Here is a 21241-nt window from a genome sequence, read left to right on the forward strand (position 1 = left end):
TGACCGCCTGTCAAAGCCAACTGTAAGAGATTATTTTTTTGGATAGAATGCGCGATGAATCCCTAATTCTAATCCTCTTAGTTCTGCAAGTCCTTTTAGACGACCGATCGCAGAGTAACCCGGATTTGTTTTTTTCTTTAAATCATCAAGAATTTGGTGCCCATGATCTGGACGCATCGGAATTAATTCGCCTGAATCGTTTTGCAAGCGGCGATGTTCTTCTTCTGCAACTGCACAAATGACCTTATACATATCAACATCGCCGGCTAAATGCGCGGCTTCATGAAATGTATTTGGATTTTCTTCTCGTAATGTTGAACGCAAATGCAGAAAATAAATACGCGAGCCAAATACACGGATCATATTCACTAAATCGTTATCAGCTCTTACCCCATATGAACCTGTACACATTGTGTAGCCGTTCGCATCACTGTCCACAGTGTCTGCTATCCACTGCATATCTTCAATCGTTGAAACGATACGAGGTAAACCTAAAATTGGACGAGGTGGATCATCAGGGTGAACGGCCATTTTCATGCCTATCTCTTCTGCAACTGGAATGATTTTCTTTAAGAAATAAGCAAAATGTTCACGTAATTTATTTCTATCAATATTTGCGTAACGTTTTAAGTGCTGACGAAATTGTTCAAGGGTATATTTTTCTTCTGCACCGGGTAAGCCAGCGATAATATTATTAACAAGCTTTTGCTTCTCTTCATTGCTCATTAATTCAAAACGTTGTTTTGCCTGAATTTGTTCTTCAGCAGAATAATCTTGTTGTGCGTTGTCTCGCTGTAATAAATAAATATCAAATACAGCAAAAGCAATTTGATCAAAACGCAACGCTTTTGAGCCATCTGGAAGCTCATATTCTAAGTCAGTACGAGTCCAATCAAGTATTGGCATAAAATTATAACAGACAGTACGGATCCCACAGCTAGCAAGGTTACGCATCGATTGTTGGTAATTTGCTATCAATCTATCATAGTCACCTGTTTGTGTTTTGATATCTTCATGAATAGGGATACTTTCCACAACTGCCCACTCTAATTGATTAGCTTCAATTAAATCTTTGCGTTTTTGTATTTCGTCAACACTCCAGACTTCTCCGTTTGGAATATGATGAAGCGCCGTGACAACCCCTGTTGCACCAGCCTGACGAATATCAGATAGAGAAACCGAATCATCTGGTCCGTACCAACGCCAAGTTTGTTTCATACTTAACCTCGTTTATATGTCACTAATGCTGCCTAATCGACTAATAAGTTCTTTTTACCGATTTGCTATGCCGTATTTTAGAACTGGTCGTCATTTAACTTATTTAATAAAAATTGTGTCACGATGTTGGCTCAAGATCTATAAAGGTTAGCTATTTTGGTTAACCAAATCACAAATATATACTAATTTTGGTCGCCCAATACAAAAGTAAGAGACAACTCACAAAATAAAGCCTTTATTTTATGCAGAATCCAGAACAGCAAAATAGAAGATTTACCGATTTTAAACTATTTTCCTCATTGGTTGACCAATATTTATTTTAACAGGATTAACCATTTATTCATTCAGGATTACTAGAAAAATATAAAACGTAAAAGGCTGATTATGAAAAAGTTAAAACATTATCGATGGTACATCATTCTTTTGGTTTGCTTTATTACCATAATTAACTACTTAGATAGAACAGCACTTGGTGTTGCCGCTCCTACTATCATGGAAACAACAGGGATCACAAAAGAACAATACTCATGGATTGTGAGTGCATTCCAGTTCGCCTACACAATTGGTCAACCGATTATGGGTTTCTTTATTGATACTATCGGTTTGAAATTAGGGTTCTTTATTTGTGCATTAATTTGGGGCTTAGCCACCATGGGACACGCATTGACAGGTTCATGGCAAGGTTTAGCTTTTATGCGCGGGATCATGGGATTCAGTGAAGCGTCCGTCATTCCTGCTGGTGTTAAAACAGCATCGACTTGGTTTCCAGCTAAAGAACGAGGCATTGCTACGGGTGTCTTTAATATGGGAACGTCGTTTGGTGCGATGTTAGCACCACCATTAATTGCTTGGGCTATCTTATTTCATAGCTGGGAATTTGCATTCATCATCGCGGGCATATTAGCAATTATTGCCGCATTTTTTTGGTTTTTCTTATATAAAGATCCAAAAGATGCCAAAAGATTATCAGATGAAGAACGCGCCTATATCGAAGATGGACAAGAAAAACACCTTCAATCATCTAAAAAAGAATCTACTTCTATCAAAAATATTTTGAAACAACGTAATTTCTGGGGAATTGGTATCTCTCGTTTTCTTGCTGATCCAGCTTGGGGAACGATCAACTTCTGGGTCCCTATTTTCTTTGTGGAAACCCTAAATTTTAGCCTTAAAGAAATCGCTATGTTTGTTTGGTTACCGTTCTTAATGGCAGATTTAGGTTGCTTAGCAAGCGGCTTTGTTGCCAAGTTCTTAAATGATCGTGGTATTTCATTAATCAATTCACGTCGTATTACTTTCACCATTGGCGCTATTTTAATGACGACAATTGGCTTAGTCAGTATTGTTGAAAACCCTTATATCGCCGTTTTACTGATTAGTATTGGTGGATTCTCCCACCAGTTATTATCAACAGTTGCAGCCACATTAAGCGCTGATTTATTTAAAAAGAATGAAGTTGCAACAGCCGTTGGTATGGCAGGCGCATGTGCTTGGACGGGTCAGTTAATCTTTAATTTATTTATCGGTGCTTTTGTCGGCATTATCGGTTTTGGTCCCTTCTTTGTCGCTTTAGCGGCCTTTGATTTGATTGGCGCAGCGGTTTTGTGGATCCTCATCAAAGAGAACAAAGACCCCGAAGAGACTAAGCATGATGAAGATAGTTTATTAGCAACATCATAATTAGCTCAAATTATTTGAAAAGACGCCAAATTTCGCTTCTCGCGTCTTTTCATTTATTTTTTTTACTATTATTTGATATGAGCTATTTTTGGTCGACCAATATCTGTTAAACTAAAAGCAATAAAAGTTAAGTATTAATTGATGATTAATCTAATGACACAGTTTACTGAATATAAACGCCCCTATCAGCAAGTCGGCCATGCTTTACGCCAAATGATCGCCAATATGAGCTACGCAATTGGTGACAAACTTCCACCAGAACGAGAAATTGCTGAAATGCTAGATGTTTCTCGAGCTGTTGTACGCGAAGCATTAATTATGTTGGAAATTGAAAATCTTATTGAGGTACGAAAAGGCTCAGGGGTTTATGTCATCGCACTGCCTCAATGCAAGGGAACAGCTGATGAGGAGGATAGAGCCGATGATTCGGCATTGAACGCCGCAGGACCTTTTGAATTACTTCAAGCGAGACAGCTATTAGAAAGTAATATTGCAGAGTTTGCAGCAACACAGGTTACACCCGTAGATATTGCGAATATGAGAAAAGCACTGCAAAGAGAAAAAAATGAGCTAAAAACGGGAGAAGATGAAACGGGTGATCGTGAGTTTCACCTCGCTATAGCACAAGCAACACACAACAGTATGTTAGTCGAACTTCTGAAGCAATCATGGGAATGGCGCGAAAACAACCCTATGTGGCTTAAATTGCATTCGCGGATCATCGATAAAGACTACAGAAAAGAGTGGATGTCGGATCATGAAGTCATTCTAGCGGCAATGATTAAAAAGGATCCCGTTGCTGCAAAATCAGCAATGTGGCAACACCTTGAAAACGTGAAACAGAGATTGTTAGAACTTTCTGATGTCGACGATCCTAATTTTGATGGATATCTATTTAACTCTTATCCTGTTGACTTTATTCGTAACTAAATGGAAAAATCGCGATCGGATTAATCTATTTCAAATAGATATAAGGGGTAAACCATTTGGCTTCCCCTTTTTTACGACATAACCAATGAATCAGACTAAAACTTAAAACAAATATCTCACCCCGAGCACTAGCTCTTGTGATTTAAGATGTGCTTTCATTTGCTCATCTTGCAACCCTCTCGCATTACCAAATCGATTCATACCACTCTCAATCTTACCTAAATCGACATAGCGGTAACCTAAATCAAAATTCAGTTTATCAATAGGCTCATAACTGACACCTGCACCAAGAGAGTACGCCAAATTAGTATCAGTATTGCTTGCATATTGGCGAGAGCGATTTCCTTGCCATCCTGATGATTTCACTTTTGCAATACCAATACCTACAGTACCATAAACGGAAATACCTTGGTAAATTTCATAATCGCGATAAGCATTTAACATCAGGCGCTGTGCTTCCGTTTTGTGATGATTAAAGCTGGTTGGAAAAGCTGTTGAACCACTAGTATATTCTGCTTTCTTATTAAAAGTATATTCAGCCTCAGTTCGCCATCCGTTACCATACTGATAACCAGCCGCAAGGGATGCATTATAGAAATCATCCTTATCATCACCTGAGACAAATTGGCCAATACCTGGGCGGCTACTGGTATCCATGCTATCTGCTTTTTGCCAAACTTTAGCAACGCGAGCAGAGCCATAATATCCTTCATTACTCGTTGATGCAGAAGCAGTTCCTAATGTAGCCAATAAGGCCAGTGACAGAGATGCAAGTTGTAATTTCTTCATCATATAATCCCATTTAGTTATAGTAACGAAACGCAATTATTTGACTTAAAGCAAATTAAAGAAAGTACTTATTTTTGAATGATTCGTTCATTTTTATTGAATAAGTAGAACTAAAACTCTAGGTAAAAAGGGCAAACAAACCAAAAATTCGAGTAAATGCAGAATATAAACAACTAAGATAAATCTGAATTTATTTTATGTTCAATAAACAACCCAAATCGAATAGCATTCCCCCACTTTTATATTTTGTTAACTAGAAACATTTTAATTTGTCATGATAGCACTCGACAGCCTATATTTTTGTGGCACAATTCGTTGTAATAACGGACTAATCGAGAAATATATGAGTAAATTCAATCTTTATGTTTGGGTGGGCTTAGTACTTAATACCGCCCTACTCGGAACATTATTGTATATGATACAAACGGGCGAATTAATTATTGATGGCTCTAATGGCGCACAAAATGCGCAACTGATGAAGGTGCTAATGATTATCGCCTGCGTGAGTTTCCCTATTCAGTTGATCAGCATGATGATCATGAGCTATAAACCAAGGGTCGCGATTGCTGTCGCGTTAATGAGTAGCTTGGCATTAATGCCTATCACGATCGTCTTTTTATGCGGAATGATTTTTTCTGCAATTCGCTGGCGTTTCCATCAACTTGAAACCTTTGATCCCACTATCAATGTCGATTTCGAAACCAAATTAACCTTTAATAATCGCCATAACAGTATCAGAGCGATTGCTCTTGGCTTAATCAGCGTGATATTTATCGTGTTGAGTCAAAGCTTGGGAATGTTTTTATTAGTGTTGGCGATCATTTTATTTGTTTTAGGAAAACGCATTAATGGTACTCCTTATTTAGCCATCAAAGGAGAACATGTTTATATCAGGCCAAGTCTGTTTGCTTTTTGCTATCGCATCCCATTAAAAGATGTGACGTATTTAAGAAATGAAAAAAATAATGTGCTATTCCAAGCAAGAATTGAAAACGCGCCAGTAAATCAGCAGCTGATCCCCCTCTCAATATCACTACAGAATTTAGCTGAAGAGGATAAAACTAAACTAGCCGCTGTACTAGAAAGAGTCCCTCATTAAGATAAAAAGCCAGTATGGCCTATCATACTGGCTTCACTCAAATACCCGTTATTTTTGACGACGAGCAATCACGGCATCAGATAACTGACGCAATACTTTTTCGGTGTCGTCCCAACCAATGCATGCATCAGTCACACTCTTTCCGTACACCAAAGGCTCACCAGATTCTAAACTTTGATTGCCCTCAACAAGATGACTTTCAATCATCACTCCTGTGATAGAACGATCACCTTGGCGTAACTGCTCACTCACATCATCTGCAACGATCATTTGCTTTTCAAACTTTTTGCTGCTATTTGCGTGGCTGAAATCGATCATAATACTTGGAGTCAGCCCTGCATTTACTAAGCCTTCACGCACCGCTTTAACATGTTCGGCACTGTAGTTTGGTTCCTTACCACCACGTAAAATAATGTGACAATCAGGGTTACCGCCAGTATTCACTATTGCGGAATGCCCCCATTTAGTCACCGATAAAAAACAGTGTGGCGAACGAGCTGAATTAATTGCATCGATTGCAATCTTGATGGTGCCATCCGTACCATTTTTGAAGCCAACAGGGCAAGATAAACCTGATGCTAGCTCACGGTGAACCTGAGATTCTGTGGTACGCGCCCCTATCGCTCCCCAACTCATTAAATCGGCAACATATTGAGGGCTGATCATATCAAGGAATTCACCTGCTGTTGGCAAACCTTGATCATTGATGGTCACGAGTAGCTCACGAGCAATACGTAAACCATCATTGATATTGAAACTATTATCCATATGCGGATCGTTAATTAACCCTTTCCAACCGACTGTGGTACGTGGTTTTTCAAAATAAACACGCATCACAATTTCAAGTGAACCTTTTAGCTCTTCACGCAGTTTATTTAGGCGCTGAGCATATTCTAATGCCGCTTTAGTATCATGGATAGAACAGGGGCCAATTACCACCACTAGGCGATCATCTTCACCTGACAAGATATTGTGGATGGCAAGACGTGCTTCATGAACGGTAAACGCCGCTTTGTCTGTCGCAGGAAATTTTTCTAATAATGCGATAGGTGGCAATAATTCTTTTATTTGTTTAATTCTGACGTCATCGTTCTGATAGTTCATACTCTTTTAATCCAGTGGTTATTTTGTTTTCTATATTGATGATTTACATACCTTATAAACAGCCGATGGTAAGCACTTACATTGAAGTGAAGAGCGAGTTGAAATGATCTTCTTACCACTGACAATACTGCGATTTGAAAGACAGCAGGTATCGAAATTTTAATCTAACCGTTCAGCTCTCTTCTGTAAACAGCTAAACGAGCTAGTAAATTATCACTTTTAGGCGCTAGAATTATAAAATGAGGCTAAAGGCGATTAAGCTGCGCAATAGCCCCATATTAGAGAGAAATTTCAGAGTAAAAATAAACAAAAATGGCAAAACTACGACAATGTTACTTTCACCATTTTATGATTAATTTTTGTCACAACGCACTCGATAGTGGTGAAGAGCCGTTTTGTTTGGCTGATTTGATCCATAATCTTGAGCCATTTAATGCAATACCCAGCAAAATTAAATATTCTAACGACATGGCATAGACCCCCTGCTTATAGAACACCACAATGCTAATGACATTAATCACGACCCATAGCAGCCAATTTTCAACGTATTTTCTTGTCATTAAAATCATCGCCACAACTGACAACACCGTCATAGTGGAATCCCAGAAAGGAAATGCATCTGGTTCCAACACTGGCATTTGTAAATTGGCGCCAAACAGATTTAACACTTCAACTGCCCATGCCGCTAACACACCAAATACCATATCAATATTGAAAGTTAAGTAAGTAATGACTAACACAGAAATAACTAACGTGATTGCCGCTTTTGGAAAACTTAACCAGCGGATCTTCAATTCAGTCTGTTGACTGCTATCAACGCGACTCCATGCATACCAACCATAAATGTTGGCAATAAAGAAGAACACTTGCAAAAGTAAGTTAGCATATAACTGAATTTGGAAAAAAATCACCCCAAATAAAGTGACGTTGATTAAACCAAACAAATAGTTAATCGTTTTTTCAAAACTCGCGAGTAAAATACACAGTAAACCAGCTACCGTGCCAACGGCTTCTATGTATGACAGCTCATAAATACTATTCCACAAAGGAATATTCACTAAAATATTACTTGTGCTAAAGAAATCCATCCCAAGATCCTTATTTAATCATGTGTGATACATCGTATATTGATACTGATCTACAACCAACCTTCTTCTATTTTAGACTCTCTGCAAAATCTAGCATTCTATTTAATGGTTGCATTGCTTTTTCACGTAACGTTTCACTCACATGAATTTGGTGCTGTTCACCATGGCTTTCTAGCGCCTGTGCGATAGCTTGTAGGCCATTCATTGCCATCCAAGGGCAATGAGCACATGTACGGCAAGTTGCACCTTCACCCGCAGTAGGTGCGATATATAATGATTTATCAGGACATGCCTGCTGCATTTTATAAAAGATACCTTTATCAGTCGCAACGATCATCGATGGGTTAGGTAAAGTCTGCGCGGCTTTAATTAATTGACTGGTTGAACCAACTGCATCAGCAAGGTCAACAATAGCTTGAGGAGATTCAGGATGAACAAGAATAGCCGCTTCCGGATATAATGCCTTCATTTTCATCAAAGATTGCGTTTTAAACTCATCATGAACAATACAGGCTCCCTGCCAACATAAAATATCGGCACCTGTTTTTTGCTGTACATAACGGCCTAGATGACGATCTGGCGCCCAAATAATTTTCTCACCTAAACTGTCTAAATGGTCAATCAGCTCAACAGCAATACTTGAGGTCACTACCCAATCTGCACGTGCTTTAACTGCCGCAGAGGTGTTTGCATACACCACAACAGTACGGTCGGGGTGTTGATCACAAAAGCGAATAAAATCCTCTTCTGGACAACCTAAATCAAGTGAACACTCTGCTGCTAAAGTTGGCATTAATACATTTTTTTCTGGACTGAGAATTTTAGCTGTTTCTCCCATAAAACGTACTCCCGCAACCAATAGCGTCGAAGCGGGATGTCGAGCGCCAAAACGCGCCATTTCCAATGAATCTGCGACACACCCCCCAGTTTCTTCTGCCAATGCTTGTATTTCAGGATCAGTGTAATAATGTGCCACGATCACTGCATTTTTTTCGGCCAATAATGATTTGATGCGCTCACGGTAAAACGTTTTTTCATCAGAGCTTAATAACGCAGGTTTAGGGGGGAATGGATAAACTGACTGGTTAAAATCAATAAACTCACTCATAATTAGCCTCTGTTTAGCATAATGCAATTTTACCGCAAAAATTACGTGTAAAATGACTCAATAACCGGTTTTTTGTTTTATATACTAAACAAGATACGCTAAATTTCTAAGGATGTCTTCTCGATTTTTGTTTAATTGTCTACTTTGCGACTTAAATACTAAGAATAATAATTATTGTGTTTCTTCGCATTTTTCTCACTTTACAGGTATCTTAGCCATACTCATATATCTGATAGGTTAGTTATGGAATCCCCCGCAGCTTTAATAAATAAAATAATTTCAATTTCTTTACTCGACCCTCGAATTGAGGCCGTAATATTAACCGGCTCAAGAGGAAGAGAACGGCATATCGATCATTATTCTGATATTGATATTGAATTAATCGGTTTAGGTGTAACAGATCTTTTTCACGATCAGCGATGGATCAATCAATTCGGTCATCCCCTTGTTGCCTTACATCTTATTAATGGCGGTATTGGTGAGCCTGAATCGCCAACCTGTTTGGTCATTTATGAGCAAGGAAGAAAAGTCGATTTCACCTTTGCGGAACCTTGTCGACTACAGAAAATGCAACAATATGGGCTTGATGATACCTATGCACGGGGATACACCATTTTACTTGATAAAACAGGTATTACTGAAAAACTACCAAACGGTTTTATACTGCCCTCTTTAAAACAACTCAGCGAACAGCAATTCACTTTTATTGCAAAAGAATTCTGGTATGAAGCACATCAAGTTGCAATTGCGTTATTACGTAATGAAATGTGGAGTGCTTGGTCAAGAGACGCAGATATGAAAAAAGCACTGCTGACCATGACAGAATGTTTAGTTTCAACTAAACAAGGCAAGCAGCAAGATGTCTGGTATAACGGAAAAAACTATCAAACATGGATGCCGGAAACCATAACACAATCCATGGAAACCTTATTTGATTATCGTAATGCACAAACCGCAGCGACAGCCTTACATTCACTCATGACATGTTTTGATAAAGTAACCTCAGAACTAGCCCGACAGCTTAATTACCCTATCGATCCCTTAATGAATATTCGCATGCAAGAATTAGTGATTGGTTTGTTGCAAGATAGGGAACTATTGCCAGAAGGAATTTGATAGACCTTCCATAGTAGCGAATTAACATAATATTAACAATAAAAATCGCTCTGTTAAAATTAAATAGCAGAGCGATTTTTTATAATGGCTATTTTTTCAGTTTCGCAAATTCGTCTTTAGCTTTTTGTAACTGCTTTTGGAATTCAGGGTTCGAGTGCAAGGTAGCTACCGCTGAAGAGGCGACAATACGCGCCGCATCAACGTCACTTTGCCAATGGTAACCACAAATTACTCTACTTTGACCTAATTCATAACCACGTTTTAATATATTATCTTGATTTTCAGGGTTAATTTCTGCAAGTACTAATGCAGACGCCCAACCAATTGAAGTATGGCCCGATGGGTATGAACCATTTTTAGACAGTTTTTCCTGATCTTTAGTATTACATGTTGCCACACCATAAAAAGCGAATGGGCGGATACGCATGTATTTTTCTTTTGCGGAACGAGTCGCCAAGTCACCTGCATCCTCAATCATATTCGTCAGCAGTTTATGAATTTCGGGAGCGTCTTTTTCAGTAATTGGATAACCAAATGCTTCAGAGAATGCATTAGCTACCCCTCCAGCAGCAAGATCAGCATCCGCAGCAGCTTGTTTACCTCTTTCTGTATTTCTGAGCATACGACCTTTTTCATACATCGCTTGGTCATTTAAAAATAAAATACTACCCACTTCTGGCGGTGGTGGTAGCAACGCCAAGCTGTCTATTGCTTGTGAGTTCTTTAAATAGTACAAGTCAGGTTTCGTTGTGACATCGTTTCCAGCGGGGATCGCTGCAAATGTACTAGTCGAAATAAATGCCCCTGCACATAAAACCGCAAGTAATTTTTTCATCCGTTAATCCTTTGTTATTTTTACCGCAGAATAAAATAACTTATATTTTACAATGTGATCGGTTATTAATGCTTTATTTAGACTAGTCTAAATAAGTATTCAATTCCTTGAGTCAGCTCTCAAAAACAAGGGGGAAATACGTGAATTATCCGTTTATAGAACGGTTTTTTTGAGTGGCTAAAGGGATGCGGTGAATAGTGATTAATTAGTATAAAAGAAGGATTAGGGTTGGATTAAAAACATCATTCGTGCACACGGGTCGTTGCGCAAGCGCAACGCTGTCTCGCTCCACTCGGCTCGAACCTGAACGCAGCTTCTCACCCGCACTCTATGTGCACTATGCAAGGATCTTTTTTGGAGTTAAGGGAAGTGAATTACTTTAGATGGTGGGTCGTGCAGGATTCGAACCTGCGACCAATTGATTAAAAGTCAACTGCTCTACCGACTGAGCTAACGACCCATCTTAGAATTGTAATACTAAAAAACAGCTTGGCGTACATGCAGGATTTAAGCCTTTCGGACTTACCCTTACGGGTCGAACCTGCAACCATCTTATAAAACTCAATAATCTACCGATTGAGCTAACGACCCATCTGATATAACTGATTTTATGTTTTAGATGGTGGGTCGTGCAGGATTCGAACCTGCGACCAATTGATTAAAAGTCAACTGCTCTACCGACTGAGCTAACGACCCATCTTAAAATTTTAAAGCTAAAAACGGCTTGGTGTACATGCAGGATTTAAGCCCTTCGGACTTACCCTTACAGGTCGAACCTGCACCATCTTGTAAAACTCAATAATCTACCAACCGAGCTAATGCCCCATCTGGCATAACTGATTTTGTGTTTTAGATGGTGGGTCGTGCAGGATTCGAACCTGCGACCAATTGATTAAAAGTCAACTGCTCTACCGACTGAGCTAACGACCCATCTTAAAATTTTAAAGCTAAAAACGGCTTGGTGTACATGCAGGATTTAAGTCCTTCGGACTTACCCTTACGGGTCGAACCTGCAACCATCTTGTAAAACTCAATAATCTACCGAATGAGCTAACGACCCATCCTAAAATTTTAAAGCTAACAACACGTCTTAAAATTAAAACTTACTTCTTAATTTGTTTACACGATAAATAAAACATTCAATTCACGCGTCAACGGCGGCTTATAATACTGATTTCTGACGATGGTGCAATGATTTTTTTGAAAAAAACGACTGAATGCACACTAATCATACGGTTAACCCCGAAATATCCGGCAATAACTTCTTCGGGGTTAACAATTAAAGTGAGCTTAGCTTTTTCTCAGCCAGTTTTGCACCTGAACTATTAGGGTATTGCTTCAATACCTGTTGGTAGACCGCTTTCGCTTTATCCTTTTGCCCTTTATCTTGCATGATAAGGCCAACTTTATATAAAGCCTCACTGCTTTTTTGGGATTTAGGATACTCTTTAACTACTGTCGCAAAGTAGAATGCTGCATCGTCTTTGCTACCTTTGTTGTAGTTAAGCTGCCCTAACCAATAGTTAGCATTGGATTGATAGCTGGATTTTGGATAGCTTTTAATAAAGCTTTGCAATGCACCGATAGCCTCATCGATTTGCGCTTTCGACTTACTATTCATCGCAAGCGCAACTGCTGCATTATAATCTTCCTTTTCACCGCCGCCAGAAGCAGCTGGGGCTGTTGGAGTATCTGATGATGAGGATGAATTAGACGCAGCTGCTGAGTCTGGTGATGCTGTAGAACCGCCACTTACCTGATCTAACTGCATATACAAATCTTTTTGACGCTCAACCACTTGATTCAGTTTGTATTCACTTTCCTGAATTTGTCCACGTAATGTATCAATATCACGCTGGTTATCTGCGAGCTGCTGTTGGATTTGATATAAGATCTGGCCTTGAGAATTAACCGCTGTCTCAAGCTGACTTAGGCGATCACCGGATGAACCGGATCCGACATTAATGATTGGCGCTTGGGCAATAGCGGCCCAAGGAGCCGCTACGCCAACCAATAACGACAGACCTACAAGTAGATGTCTGAAGTTACTGTTCATAAGAGATAATTTCGCTTATCTATTAGTATGCAATGACTGCACGACGGTTTTTCGCGTAATCAGCTTCTGTGTGACCTAACACAGCTGGTTTTTCTTTACCGTAAGAAACCAGAGAAACTTGATCACCTGCTACACCTTTGCTTTGCAGATACATTTTAACTGCGTTAGCACGACGCTCGCCCAGCGCGATGTTATATTCTGGAGTACCGCGCTCATCCGCGTGACCTTCAACAACAACTTTAACAGATGGGTTGTTGCGCAGGAACGCTGCGTGTGCATCTAACATATCAGCGTATTCTGGAGAAACGCTGTATTTATCGAAACCGAAGTATACGATATTGTTATTTTGCAGTTCTTGCATTTGCTGACGTGCCAGCTCTTCCGCAGACAGACCTGTGTTAGTTTGGTTCATAGAAGAATCCGTACCATCTTGGTCATTGTTTTTGTTAGAGCTACAAGCTGCGACAGCCATGATTGGTAATGCGATCATCAGCCCTTTAAGCACTTTATTCAGTTGCATCGTTTTGATCCTTAATAGTTTGCCACACATTATTATTATGCATCACAGATACGGAGACCATGCAGGAAATTTAACCTGTCCATCGGTCGCCGGAAGACGCGCTTTGAAACGCCCGTCGGTCGAAACTAGCTGCAATATAGTCCCCAAGCCTTGAGAGGAGCTATAAATTACCATAGTGCCGTTAGGTGCGATACTCGGCGTTTCATCTAGAAACGTTTTCGTTAAATATTCAACGTTACCCGTTGCCAGATCCTGTTTGGCGACATGCTGCTGACCGCCACCGGAGCTGACCATTACAATGAAAGATCCATCCGGGCTAACATCAGCGTCCTGATTTTGTGTACCTTCCCAAGTCACACGTTCAGGGCTACCACCATTAATATTAATTTTATAAATTTGCGGGCGACCCGCTTGGTCCGAAGTATAGACCAAAGTTTGACTGTCTGGCATCCAGCTAGGCTCTGTATTATTGCTACGGCCATCCGTCACTTGACGGATTTGACCACTTGCTAAGTCCATAACATAGAGGTTTAAACTACCTGTTTTTGACAGAGCAAAGGCAAGCTTAGTGCCATCTGGAGAAAACGCGGGGGCACCATTGTGACGAGGGAATGATGCCACCTGACGAACAGCTCCACTTGATAGAGTCTGGATCACCAGTGCTGAACTGCCACTTTCAAACGTAACATACGCCAAACGCTCACCATCAGGAGACCAAGTTGGCGACATTAAAGGCTCTGGTGAGCGGTGAACCGTAAATTGGTTATAACCGTCATAATCAGAGACACGTAATTCATAAGGGTACTGACCACCTTTATTTGTTACAACATAGGCGATACGTGTACGGAATGCGCCACGAATACCCGTCAGCTTCTCAAAAACTTCATCACTGGCAGTATGCGCTGCATAACGTAACCACTCTTTAGTCACTTTAAATTGGTTTTGAGATAAAACAGTACCTGGGCTACCGGCAACATCAACCAATTGATAACTAACAATATAGCTACCATCGGCTGCGGGTTGAACCTGACCGACAACAACGGCATTAATACCGAGAGCAGTCCAAGCTTCAGGAGTGACTTCAGAAGCGGTACCCGGTTGTTGTGGCATACGGCTTGGCTCAATAGGGTTAAATTTACCGCTATTGCGTAAGTCCGCACCAACAATCTGCCCGATTTCTTGTGGAGGCGTACCAGAGCCAGACCATTTAAAAGGCACCACGCCTATTGGTTGAGCACTATTCACACCTTCCGTGATTTCAATACGGATTTCAGCCTGAGCAACAGTTGCCCATAGCATTAGGAACCCGAGAACTACTTTAAAAGCCTGCTTCATCCTGATCTCCCTTACTGTGGTATTCACCACCACAATAATTCGCTGAATTTTAACAAAGGTATACTAACAAAACTAGATATCTCAGAAACTATTTATGCTATAGCCGCCATAATTTCAATACAGACAGCTCTGACTTATCCTATTTAGGGTTAAATATAATCGTACTGCCTTGTTTTTTAAACGCTTCATACACATCAGCTGGTGGCTTTGGTAATTTAGACAATTTAGCTGCGCGGATTGCTGCATCACAGAGCGCAGGGTCATTTGCCGGATTACCATTAGGTGTAATACTGATTAAGAAACCATCTGATGCGATTTTGAACTGTAGTTCGCACGTTCTTCCGCGGTATGTACTTGAATCATAAAATCGACTTTCGACAGCCGCTTTCACTTTTCCAGCATAGTTATCCACATCCGCATTCGAGGCACCTGACTTCTTACCACCACCTTGACCAGCGGCAGCGGCGCCACCTTGTTTGCTAGGTCCTGATGCGGTTAAATCGCCAAGTAAATCATCAACAGAGGAGGCACTCTTCGCCGCTTCTGCTTTTTCTTTAGCTGCTTTGGCTTTTGCTTCTTTTTCCGCTTTTGCTTTAGCTTCTTTTTCAGCCTTCGCTTTGGCTGCTTTATCGGCTTTTTCTTTAGCTTCTTTTTCCGCTTTCGCTTTCGCATCTGCTTCAGCTTTCGCCTTTGCCTCAGCTGCTGCTTTAGCCTTTACTGCCTCAGCTTGTTTTTTCGCTTCTGCTTCTGCTTTTTCTTTTGCAGCTGCTTGTTCTTTAATCAGTTTTTCTTTTTCCGCTTTTGCTTTCGCAGCCGCTTCTTCCGCTATTTTTTGCTCTTCTTTGGCTTTCTTAGCGGCTTCTGCTGCTTGTTTTTGTTGCTGCTCAGCTTGCTTTTGTTGCTCTTGAGCATCGCGTTCGCTTTGGATACGCTCTTGCTCAAGTTGTTGCAGCCGTTTTTGCTCCTGCTCTTGTTTTTCCCTTAACTCAGCTTCCTGCTTTTGTTCTTTCTCTTTACGTTCTTTAGCTGCTAGTTTAGCGCTGGTTTCTTGTTGTTGCATTTGGTTATATTGCTCAACAACCGCACCAGGGTCGACCATCACCGCATCGATGACAGTCCCCTCTTCCCCTCCGCCGCCAAGTTTGACAACGGATACTAAGGAACCAATTATAATTAGGCCAATCAATAAAACGTGCAGTGCAACTGACGTTAATAAAGAGCGCCTTAAATTATCTTTTTTCTCTTTTGTCTTTCCCACAACTGGTTTCCAAAAAAAGAATCGTTACTTACTCAAACTACATGGGTTGAGTCATTAAGCCGACAGATTTTATCCCTGCTTGATGCAAAATATTCAGTGCCTTAATTACTTCATCATAAGGAACTTCTTTTGCACCACCGATGAGAAAAATTGCTTTAGGATTTTTCTCTAGTTGGGATTTGGCCTCCGCAGCAATTTGTTCTGGTGGCAGCAAGTCTAAACGCTCGCCATCAATTAACATATTGTATTGGCCGACACCCGCAACTTCTAAAATAATCGGTGGATTATCGCTGGATGATACTGTTTGTGTATCGGTGGCATCCGGTAGATCAACTTCCACACTTTGCGAGATAATCGGTGCTGTCGCCATAAAAATAAGCAACAATACCAGCAACACATCCAGCAATGGGACGATATTGATTTCGGATTTCAGCTCACGTCTGCGACTATTGCGCGCCATTCGCTTATCTCCCCGTATTATTTCTTGTCAGCTGAGAATGCTTGGCGATGTAAAATAGCCAAAAACTCTTCCATAAAGTTGTCATAGCTCTGCTCTAATTTGTTAACACGCAAATTCAAGCGGTTATAAGCCATAACAGCAGGGATCGCTGCAAACAAACCAATCGCTGTTGCAATCAATGCTTCAGCGATACCAGGAGCCACCATTTGCAATGTTGCTTGCTTAACCGCACCTAACGCGATAAAAGCATGCATAATCCCCCATACAGTACCAAACAAACCAATATATGGGCTAATAGACCCTACTGTACCTAAAAATGGGATATGTGCTTCAGCGGATTCTAACTCACGATTCATTGAAATACGCATCGCACGAGCAGCACCAGTTACGACTGCATCGGGTGCATGAATATTAGCCTGATGTAGACGAACAAACTCTTTAAATCCTGAATGAAAAATTTGCTCAGCCCCCGTTAATGAATCACGGCGAGCTTGGCTCTCTTTATATAAACGCGATAATTCAATACCCGACCAAAACTTATCTTCAAAGGCTTCTGCTTCTCGAGTGGCTGCATTGAGAATTTTGGTTCTTTGAATAATGATGGCCCATGAAGCAATAGAAAAGCCGATCAAAACGAACATAATGATCTGAACCAATAGGCTCGCTTTTAGGAATAAATCCAGGATATTCATGTCAGTCACTGTTTAAACTCCGCGACAATAGACTTAGGAAGCGCTGTTGGCTTCATTTTTGATGTGTCCACACAAGCTATCAGGGCCGTAGCCCCACAAAGCAGGTTACCTTGTGAATCAACCAACCTTTGTTGAAAGGTTAAAGAGGCACGTTTCATATCAACGATTTGTGTCTCAATTTCCAATAAATCATCCAGCCGAGCCGCTCTCACAAAATCAGTTGTCATACTTCGTACAACAAATCCGATATTCTCAGCCAGTAAGCTTTGTTGATTGATACCTTTATCCCGTAGCATTTCGGTCCTAGCTCGTTCAAAAAATGCCAAATAACGTGCATGATAAACCACTCCGCCCGCATCAGTATCTTCATAATAGACGCGAACAGGCCAACGAAATAACATAACAACCACCCCAATCCTAGGTTAAATTAATTAACCGTGCCACTATACTCAAGACGATGCCGCTTTGGAATGACTTGGGGGTAAAGTTATCAAAAAAAAATTATGGATCCGTAGATCCATAATCGACATTTTGGATTAACTGAAGACTTTTACCAGTCCCCAGATAAGAATGATGGCTGCGGGTAATGGGTGGAAAACTGTGCGCCAAATCAATTTATTAGGACGAAAACCGACCCCAAAAATCATTGCACTACACGTCGCCCAAATCAGCAATAACCCTTGCCAGATTAGGAAAGAACTGGTTTTTGCAGCGAATTGGGTTGGATCCCACATCACGCTCCCTGCAATCACCAAAGCTAATATAAGGATAAGGAACCGAATCGGTCCCTTATCCAATAGCTGATAGCATTTATCCACCAGCATTACTTATTACTCGCCATCTTTCGCAGCGGCTTTATCTTCCGCATGTTCTAACGCAAGAGCTGCAATCACTGCAAAACTACAAGCTAACAGCGTGCCGAGGATCCAGGCAAAATACCACATATGTTATGCTCCTTAATACAGTGAATGCTTGTTGCCTTCAATGAAGTTTTTGTCCAAACGGCCGAACATTTTGTAGTAACACCACGCGGTGTAAGCCAGTACTATTGGAACAAAAATGATAGCAACAACAGTCATAACTTGCAGAGTAAACAGGCTAGATGTTGCATCCCACATAGTCAAACTTGCGTTTGGCATGATGCTTGAAGGCATGATGAATGGGAACATTGCAACACCACAAGTTAAAATGATACAAGCAATAGTCAGCGATGAACTAACGAATGCCAGCGCATTTTTATCAGCCTTGCTAAATAGCATAGTCAGCAGAGGTAAAACTACACCCAGAGCTGGTAGAGCCCACAACGCAGGGTAGTTATTAAAGTTAGTTAACCATGCACCAGAAGCCATTTCGACTGTTTTGTTCAACGGATTTGATACGCTTAATGTATCGATAGTTGAAGTCACAACGTAGCCATCAATGCCCATAACTAACCATGCACCAGCCCCTGCGAATGCAATCAACGTCAGCAATGCCGTAACATAGGTTGCTTTACGGACACGCAGATGTAGCTCACCAGTCGTACGCATTTGCAAGTAAGTTGCACCTTGGGTCACAATCATCATCAAGCTAACCACACCCGCTAATAAGCCGTATGGGTTTAGCAGACCAAACAGGTTACCTGTATAAGTCAGATATTGTTGGTTATCAATTTGGAATGGAACGCCTAATAATAGGTTACCAAACGCAACACCGATAACTAGCGGTGGTACGAAGCCACCAATAAACAAACCCCAGTCCCACATGTTACGCCATTTTGGATTCTCCAGCTTAGAACGGTAGTCAAAACCGACTGGGCGGAAGAACAGTGCTGCAAGCACTAAAATCATTGCAACATAGAAACCTGAGAAAGCTGCGGCATAGACTTGCGGCCATGCTGCAAACATCGCACCACCTGCGGTGATCAACCAAACTTGGTTACCATCCCAGTGCGGTGCAACTGCGTTAATCATGATACGGCGATCAGTATCTGTTTTACCTAAGATAGGTAATAAGAAGCCGACGCCCATGTCAAAACCATCTGTGACAGCAAAACCAATCAGCAGTACGCCAATTAGGATCCACCACACAAATCGAAGAACTTCATAATCAAACATAAGTGGACTCCTGTTTACTGAACGTCTTGTGCAGAGCTGTTTTTCTGTTCAAAGTGGTAGCGGCCAGTTTTCAGGCTACTAGGCCCTTTGCGCGCAAATTTGAACATCAAGAACAATTCAGCAATTAAGAACAGCGTATACAGACCACAGATCAAGACTAAAGAGAAAATCAGATCATGGGTTGTCAAGTTTGAGTGTGCAACGGAGACAGGGAGAACCTCACCGATTGCCCATGGCTGACGACCATATTCTGCAACAAACCAACCTGATTCAATAGCAATCCATGGTAATGGAATACCAAACAGTGCAGTACGCAGTAACCATTTGTTTTGACCGATACGATTACGCACAACAGACAGGAAGGATAGACCAATAATCAGCAGCAGTAAGAAACCAACACCGACCATGATACGGAATGCCCAGAACAATGGACCCACGTTCGGGATACTGTCTTTAACTGCTTTTTGGATTTGTGCTTCTGTTGCATCAACAACATTTGGTGCATATTGTTTCAGCAGTAAGCCATAACCCAAGTCTTTTTTGTTAATTTCAAAAGATTTACGCAGTTCAGGATCTTTATTACCTGCCAGAAGCTCTTGTAGCTCACCGTAAGCAATCATACCATTACGGATACGTACTTCATGTTGCTTCATCAGGTCTTTCAAACCAAGAACAGGTGTATCGACTGAACGTGTTGCAATGATACCCATTGCCCACGGAATCGAAATCGCAAATTTATTTTCTTGTTTTTCCGTATCAGGCCAAGCAATCAAGTTAAACGCCGCAGGTGGTGCATGCGTTTCCCACTCAGCTTCTACCGCAGCCAGTTTAGTTTTCTGCACGTCACCCATTTCGTAACCTGATTCATCACCAAGAACGATAACAGACAGTACAGCGGCAATACCAAAACTTGCAGCGATCGCGAATGAGCGCTTAGCAAATGCAAGGTCACGACCTTTAAGCATATAGTAAGAACTGATACCCAATACAAACATTGCACCAGTACAGTAGCCCGCAGCAACGGTATGAACGAATTTAACTTGTGCAACTGGGTTCAGGACTAGCTCAGAGAAGCTAACCATTTCCATACGCATAGTTTCAAAGTTAAAATCTGCTGCAATTGGGTTCTGCATCCAGCCGTTTGCTACGAGGATCCACAATGCAGAGAAGTTAGAACCTAAAGCTACTAACCAAGTCACCGCAAGGTGCTGAGTTTTGCTTAAACGATCCCAACCAAAGAAGAATAAACCAACAAAGGTAGATTCGAGGAAGAATGCCATCAGACCTTCGATTGCAAGAGGCGCACCGAAGATATCCCCAACGTAGTGGGCATAGTAAGACCAGTTAGTACCGAATTGGAACTCCATGGTCAAACCTGTAGCAACACCCAGAGCAAAGTTAATACCAAATAACTTGCCCCAGAACTTAGTCATATCTTTATAAATTTGCTTACCAGACAGCACATATACCGTTTCCATGATCGCAAGCAAAAACGCCATACCTAGCGTTAATGGTACGAATAGGAAGTGATACATCGCAGTTAAGGCAAACTGTAATCGTGACAGTTCGACAATATCAAACATCTTGACTCCTTGCTCCTAGCAGGAAGACACCGACTTGCGGCAACCCAGCTTCCAGTAAAATTAAAGAAAGCCTCTTAACTACCAGCAAAAAATGCCTCAAAACAACAAATAATTAACAAAATCAAAAACTCTAACGACACTATAATAATAGTACGCTTATCTTCACATACAATAAACTTCTTTTGCGTGATTCAGATTTGAATTCTGAATATATATCAATAATTATACCTCATAATAGAAAAATGAGTATTTGATCGGGCACCAATTTAAGCAA

At 40.9% G+C, this 21241-nt stretch carries 21 protein-coding genes, 3 tRNA genes and 1 other RNA gene; 4 read left to right on the plus strand and 21 right to left on the minus strand.

The window, feature by feature from the left end; translation table 11 throughout:
• Positions 1–30: 30 nt before the first annotated feature.
• Positions 31–1218, minus strand: coding sequence for a mannonate dehydratase (gene uxuA, locus JI723_RS15065; RefSeq protein WP_272581353.1), 1188 nt, complete (start codon positions 1216–1218; stop codon positions 31–33).
• 384 nt (positions 1219–1602) lie between these two features.
• Here uxuA and JI723_RS15070 point away from each other — a divergent pair, with 384 nt between their 5' ends.
• Together JI723_RS15070 and JI723_RS15075 are read left to right on the plus strand one after the other, a co-directional pair.
• Positions 1603–2898, plus strand: coding sequence for an MFS transporter (locus JI723_RS15070; protein ID WP_272581352.1), 1296 nt, complete (start codon positions 1603–1605; stop codon positions 2896–2898).
• Positions 2899–3051: 153 nt separating this feature from the next.
• Entirely contained in the window at positions 3052–3828 is a 777-nt protein-coding gene (locus JI723_RS15075; protein ID WP_410003655.1) for an FCD domain-containing protein, read from the plus strand.
• Positions 3829–3930: 102 nt separating this feature from the next.
• Here JI723_RS15075 and JI723_RS15080 read toward each other — a convergent pair whose 3' ends face one another.
• Positions 3931–4617 carry an outer membrane protein gene (locus JI723_RS15080; protein WP_070925105.1) on the minus strand — a complete coding sequence of 229 codons (687 nt, stop codon included), beginning with the start codon at positions 4615–4617 and terminating at the stop codon, positions 3931–3933.
• Between the two features lie 343 nt (positions 4618–4960).
• Between JI723_RS15080 and JI723_RS15085 the strand changes: the two genes are divergently transcribed.
• Positions 4961–5716, plus strand: a complete 756-nt coding sequence (locus tag JI723_RS15085; protein WP_070925016.1) for a hypothetical protein — start codon at positions 4961–4963, stop codon at positions 5714–5716.
• 48 nt (positions 5717–5764) lie between these two features.
• On the opposite strand, the gene aroG is transcribed toward JI723_RS15085, so the two are convergent.
• From aroG to nadA, 3 genes are all read right to left on the minus strand, one after another.
• Positions 5765–6820, minus strand: coding sequence for a 3-deoxy-7-phosphoheptulonate synthase AroG (gene aroG / locus JI723_RS15090; protein ID WP_140180671.1), 1056 nt, complete (start codon positions 6818–6820; stop codon positions 5765–5767).
• Positions 6821–7182: 362 nt separating this feature from the next.
• A complete protein-coding gene (pnuC, locus tag JI723_RS15095) occupies positions 7183–7908 on the minus strand; it encodes a nicotinamide riboside transporter PnuC (RefSeq protein ID WP_070925018.1) in 726 nt (241 codons plus the stop codon).
• Positions 7909–7975: 67 nt separating this feature from the next.
• A complete protein-coding gene (nadA, locus tag JI723_RS15100) occupies positions 7976–9016 on the minus strand; it encodes a quinolinate synthase NadA (RefSeq protein WP_070925019.1) in 1041 nt (346 codons plus the stop codon).
• Between the two features lie 243 nt (positions 9017–9259).
• Between nadA and JI723_RS15105 the strand changes: the two genes are divergently transcribed.
• Positions 9260–10132 carry an aminoglycoside 6-adenylyltransferase gene (locus JI723_RS15105; protein ID WP_337979542.1) on the plus strand — a complete coding sequence of 291 codons (873 nt, stop codon included), beginning with the start codon at positions 9260–9262 and terminating at the stop codon, positions 10130–10132.
• A gap of 88 nt (positions 10133–10220) precedes the next feature.
• On the opposite strand, the gene phoC is transcribed toward JI723_RS15105, so the two are convergent.
• The 16 genes from phoC to cydA all read right to left on the minus strand — a co-directional run bounded on the left by phoC (position 10221) and on the right by cydA (position 20967).
• Positions 10221–10967, minus strand: a complete 747-nt coding sequence (gene phoC / locus JI723_RS15110; protein WP_070925021.1) for an acid phosphatase PhoC — start codon at positions 10965–10967, stop codon at positions 10221–10223.
• Between the two features lie 216 nt (positions 10968–11183).
• Positions 11184–11308: non-coding RNA, RtT sRNA (locus JI723_RS15115), on the minus strand.
• Positions 11309–11351: 43 nt separating this feature from the next.
• Positions 11352–11427, minus strand: a tRNA-Lys gene (locus JI723_RS15120).
• 160 nt (positions 11428–11587) lie between these two features.
• A tRNA-Lys gene (locus tag JI723_RS15125) sits at positions 11588–11663 on the minus strand.
• Positions 11664–11821: 158 nt separating this feature from the next.
• Positions 11822–11897, minus strand: a tRNA-Lys gene (locus JI723_RS15130).
• A 349-nt stretch (positions 11898–12246) separates the two neighbouring features.
• Positions 12247–13023 (minus strand): cell division protein CpoB, encoded by a 777-nt coding sequence (cpoB, locus tag JI723_RS15135; RefSeq protein ID WP_070925022.1) that lies wholly within the window; start codon positions 13021–13023, stop codon positions 12247–12249.
• A 22-nt stretch (positions 13024–13045) separates the two neighbouring features.
• Positions 13046–13543 (minus strand): peptidoglycan-associated lipoprotein Pal, encoded by a 498-nt coding sequence (pal, locus tag JI723_RS15140; protein WP_070925023.1) that lies wholly within the window; start codon positions 13541–13543, stop codon positions 13046–13048.
• 42 nt (positions 13544–13585) lie between these two features.
• Entirely contained in the window at positions 13586–14878 is a 1293-nt protein-coding gene (gene tolB, locus JI723_RS15145; RefSeq protein WP_070925024.1) for a Tol-Pal system beta propeller repeat protein TolB, read from the minus strand.
• Between the two features lie 139 nt (positions 14879–15017).
• The gene (gene tolA / locus JI723_RS15150; protein ID WP_337979543.1) at positions 15018–16136 is read right to left on the minus strand and encodes a cell envelope integrity protein TolA; all 1119 of its coding nucleotides are present in this window, start codon (positions 16134–16136) and stop codon (positions 15018–15020) included.
• Between the two features lie 37 nt (positions 16137–16173).
• On the minus strand, positions 16174–16596 hold the full coding sequence (gene tolR / locus JI723_RS15155) for a colicin uptake protein TolR (RefSeq protein WP_070925026.1): 423 nt from the start codon (positions 16594–16596) through the stop codon (positions 16174–16176).
• A gap of 17 nt (positions 16597–16613) precedes the next feature.
• Entirely contained in the window at positions 16614–17297 is a 684-nt protein-coding gene (gene tolQ / locus JI723_RS15160) for a Tol-Pal system protein TolQ (RefSeq protein ID WP_070925027.1), read from the minus strand.
• A complete protein-coding gene (ybgC, locus tag JI723_RS15165; protein WP_070925028.1) occupies positions 17294–17689 on the minus strand; it encodes a tol-pal system-associated acyl-CoA thioesterase in 396 nt (131 codons plus the stop codon). Before ybgC ends, tolQ begins: the two co-directional genes overlap by 4 nt.
• Before the next feature lie 135 nt (positions 17690–17824).
• On the minus strand, positions 17825–18112 hold the full coding sequence (gene ybgE, locus JI723_RS15170; protein WP_070925029.1) for a cyd operon protein YbgE: 288 nt from the start codon (positions 18110–18112) through the stop codon (positions 17825–17827).
• A 6-nt stretch (positions 18113–18118) separates the two neighbouring features.
• Entirely contained in the window at positions 18119–18232 is a 114-nt protein-coding gene (gene cydX / locus JI723_RS15175; RefSeq protein WP_008912071.1) for a cytochrome bd-I oxidase subunit CydX, read from the minus strand.
• A gap of 12 nt (positions 18233–18244) precedes the next feature.
• Positions 18245–19384, minus strand: coding sequence for a cytochrome d ubiquinol oxidase subunit II (gene cydB, locus JI723_RS15180; RefSeq protein ID WP_070925030.1), 1140 nt, complete (start codon positions 19382–19384; stop codon positions 18245–18247).
• A 14-nt stretch (positions 19385–19398) separates the two neighbouring features.
• A complete protein-coding gene (gene cydA, locus JI723_RS15185; protein WP_070925031.1) occupies positions 19399–20967 on the minus strand; it encodes a cytochrome ubiquinol oxidase subunit I in 1569 nt (522 codons plus the stop codon).
• Positions 20968–21241 lie beyond the last annotated feature (274 nt).

Source organism: Providencia manganoxydans (assembly GCF_016618195.1).
In the GTDB taxonomy this organism is placed as follows: Bacteria; Pseudomonadota; Gammaproteobacteria; order Enterobacterales; family Enterobacteriaceae; genus Providencia; species Providencia manganoxydans.

Excerpts from the sequence above, each read along its gene's own strand:
- tolB (WP_070925024.1), bottom strand. The coding sequence starts at position 14,878 with ATGAAGCAGGCTTTTAAAGTAGTTCTCGGGTTCCTAATGCTATGGGCA.
- JI723_RS15080 (WP_070925105.1), bottom strand. The coding sequence starts at position 4,617 with ATGAAGAAATTACAACTTGCATCTCTGTCACTGGCCTTATTGGCTACA.
- pnuC (WP_070925018.1), bottom strand. The coding sequence starts at position 7,908 with ATGGATTTCTTTAGCACAAGTAATATTTTAGTGAATATTCCTTTGTGG.
- JI723_RS15085 (WP_070925016.1), top strand. The coding sequence starts at position 4,961 with ATGAGTAAATTCAATCTTTATGTTTGGGTGGGCTTAGTACTTAATACC.
- JI723_RS15105 (WP_337979542.1), top strand. The coding sequence starts at position 9,260 with ATGGAATCCCCCGCAGCTTTAATAAATAAAATAATTTCAATTTCTTTA.
- phoC (WP_070925021.1), bottom strand. The coding sequence starts at position 10,967 with ATGAAAAAATTACTTGCGGTTTTATGTGCAGGGGCATTTATTTCGACT.
- pal (WP_070925023.1), bottom strand. The coding sequence starts at position 13,543 with ATGCAACTGAATAAAGTGCTTAAAGGGCTGATGATCGCATTACCAATC.
- nadA (WP_070925019.1), bottom strand. The coding sequence starts at position 9,016 with ATGAGTGAGTTTATTGATTTTAACCAGTCAGTTTATCCATTCCCCCCT.
- JI723_RS15075 (WP_410003655.1), top strand. The coding sequence starts at position 3,052 with ATGACACAGTTTACTGAATATAAACGCCCCTATCAGCAAGTCGGCCAT.
- cydB (WP_070925030.1), bottom strand. The coding sequence starts at position 19,384 with ATGTTTGATTATGAAGTTCTTCGATTTGTGTGGTGGATCCTAATTGGC.
- ybgE (WP_070925029.1), bottom strand. The coding sequence starts at position 18,112 with ATGCTGGTGGATAAATGCTATCAGCTATTGGATAAGGGACCGATTCGG.
- cydX (WP_008912071.1), bottom strand. The coding sequence starts at position 18,232 with ATGTGGTATTTTGCCTGGATCCTCGGCACGCTGTTAGCTTGTAGTTTT.
- cpoB (WP_070925022.1), bottom strand. The coding sequence starts at position 13,023 with ATGAACAGTAACTTCAGACATCTACTTGTAGGTCTGTCGTTATTGGTT.
- uxuA (WP_272581353.1), bottom strand. The coding sequence starts at position 1,218 with ATGAAACAAACTTGGCGTTGGTACGGACCAGATGATTCGGTTTCTCTA.
- JI723_RS15070 (WP_272581352.1), top strand. The coding sequence starts at position 1,603 with ATGAAAAAGTTAAAACATTATCGATGGTACATCATTCTTTTGGTTTGC.
- aroG (WP_140180671.1), bottom strand. The coding sequence starts at position 6,820 with ATGAACTATCAGAACGATGACGTCAGAATTAAACAAATAAAAGAATTA.
- cydA (WP_070925031.1), bottom strand. The coding sequence starts at position 20,967 with ATGTTTGATATTGTCGAACTGTCACGATTACAGTTTGCCTTAACTGCG.
- tolR (WP_070925026.1), bottom strand. The coding sequence starts at position 16,596 with ATGGCGCGCAATAGTCGCAGACGTGAGCTGAAATCCGAAATCAATATC.
- ybgC (WP_070925028.1), bottom strand. The coding sequence starts at position 17,689 with ATGTTATTTCGTTGGCCTGTTCGCGTCTATTATGAAGATACTGATGCG.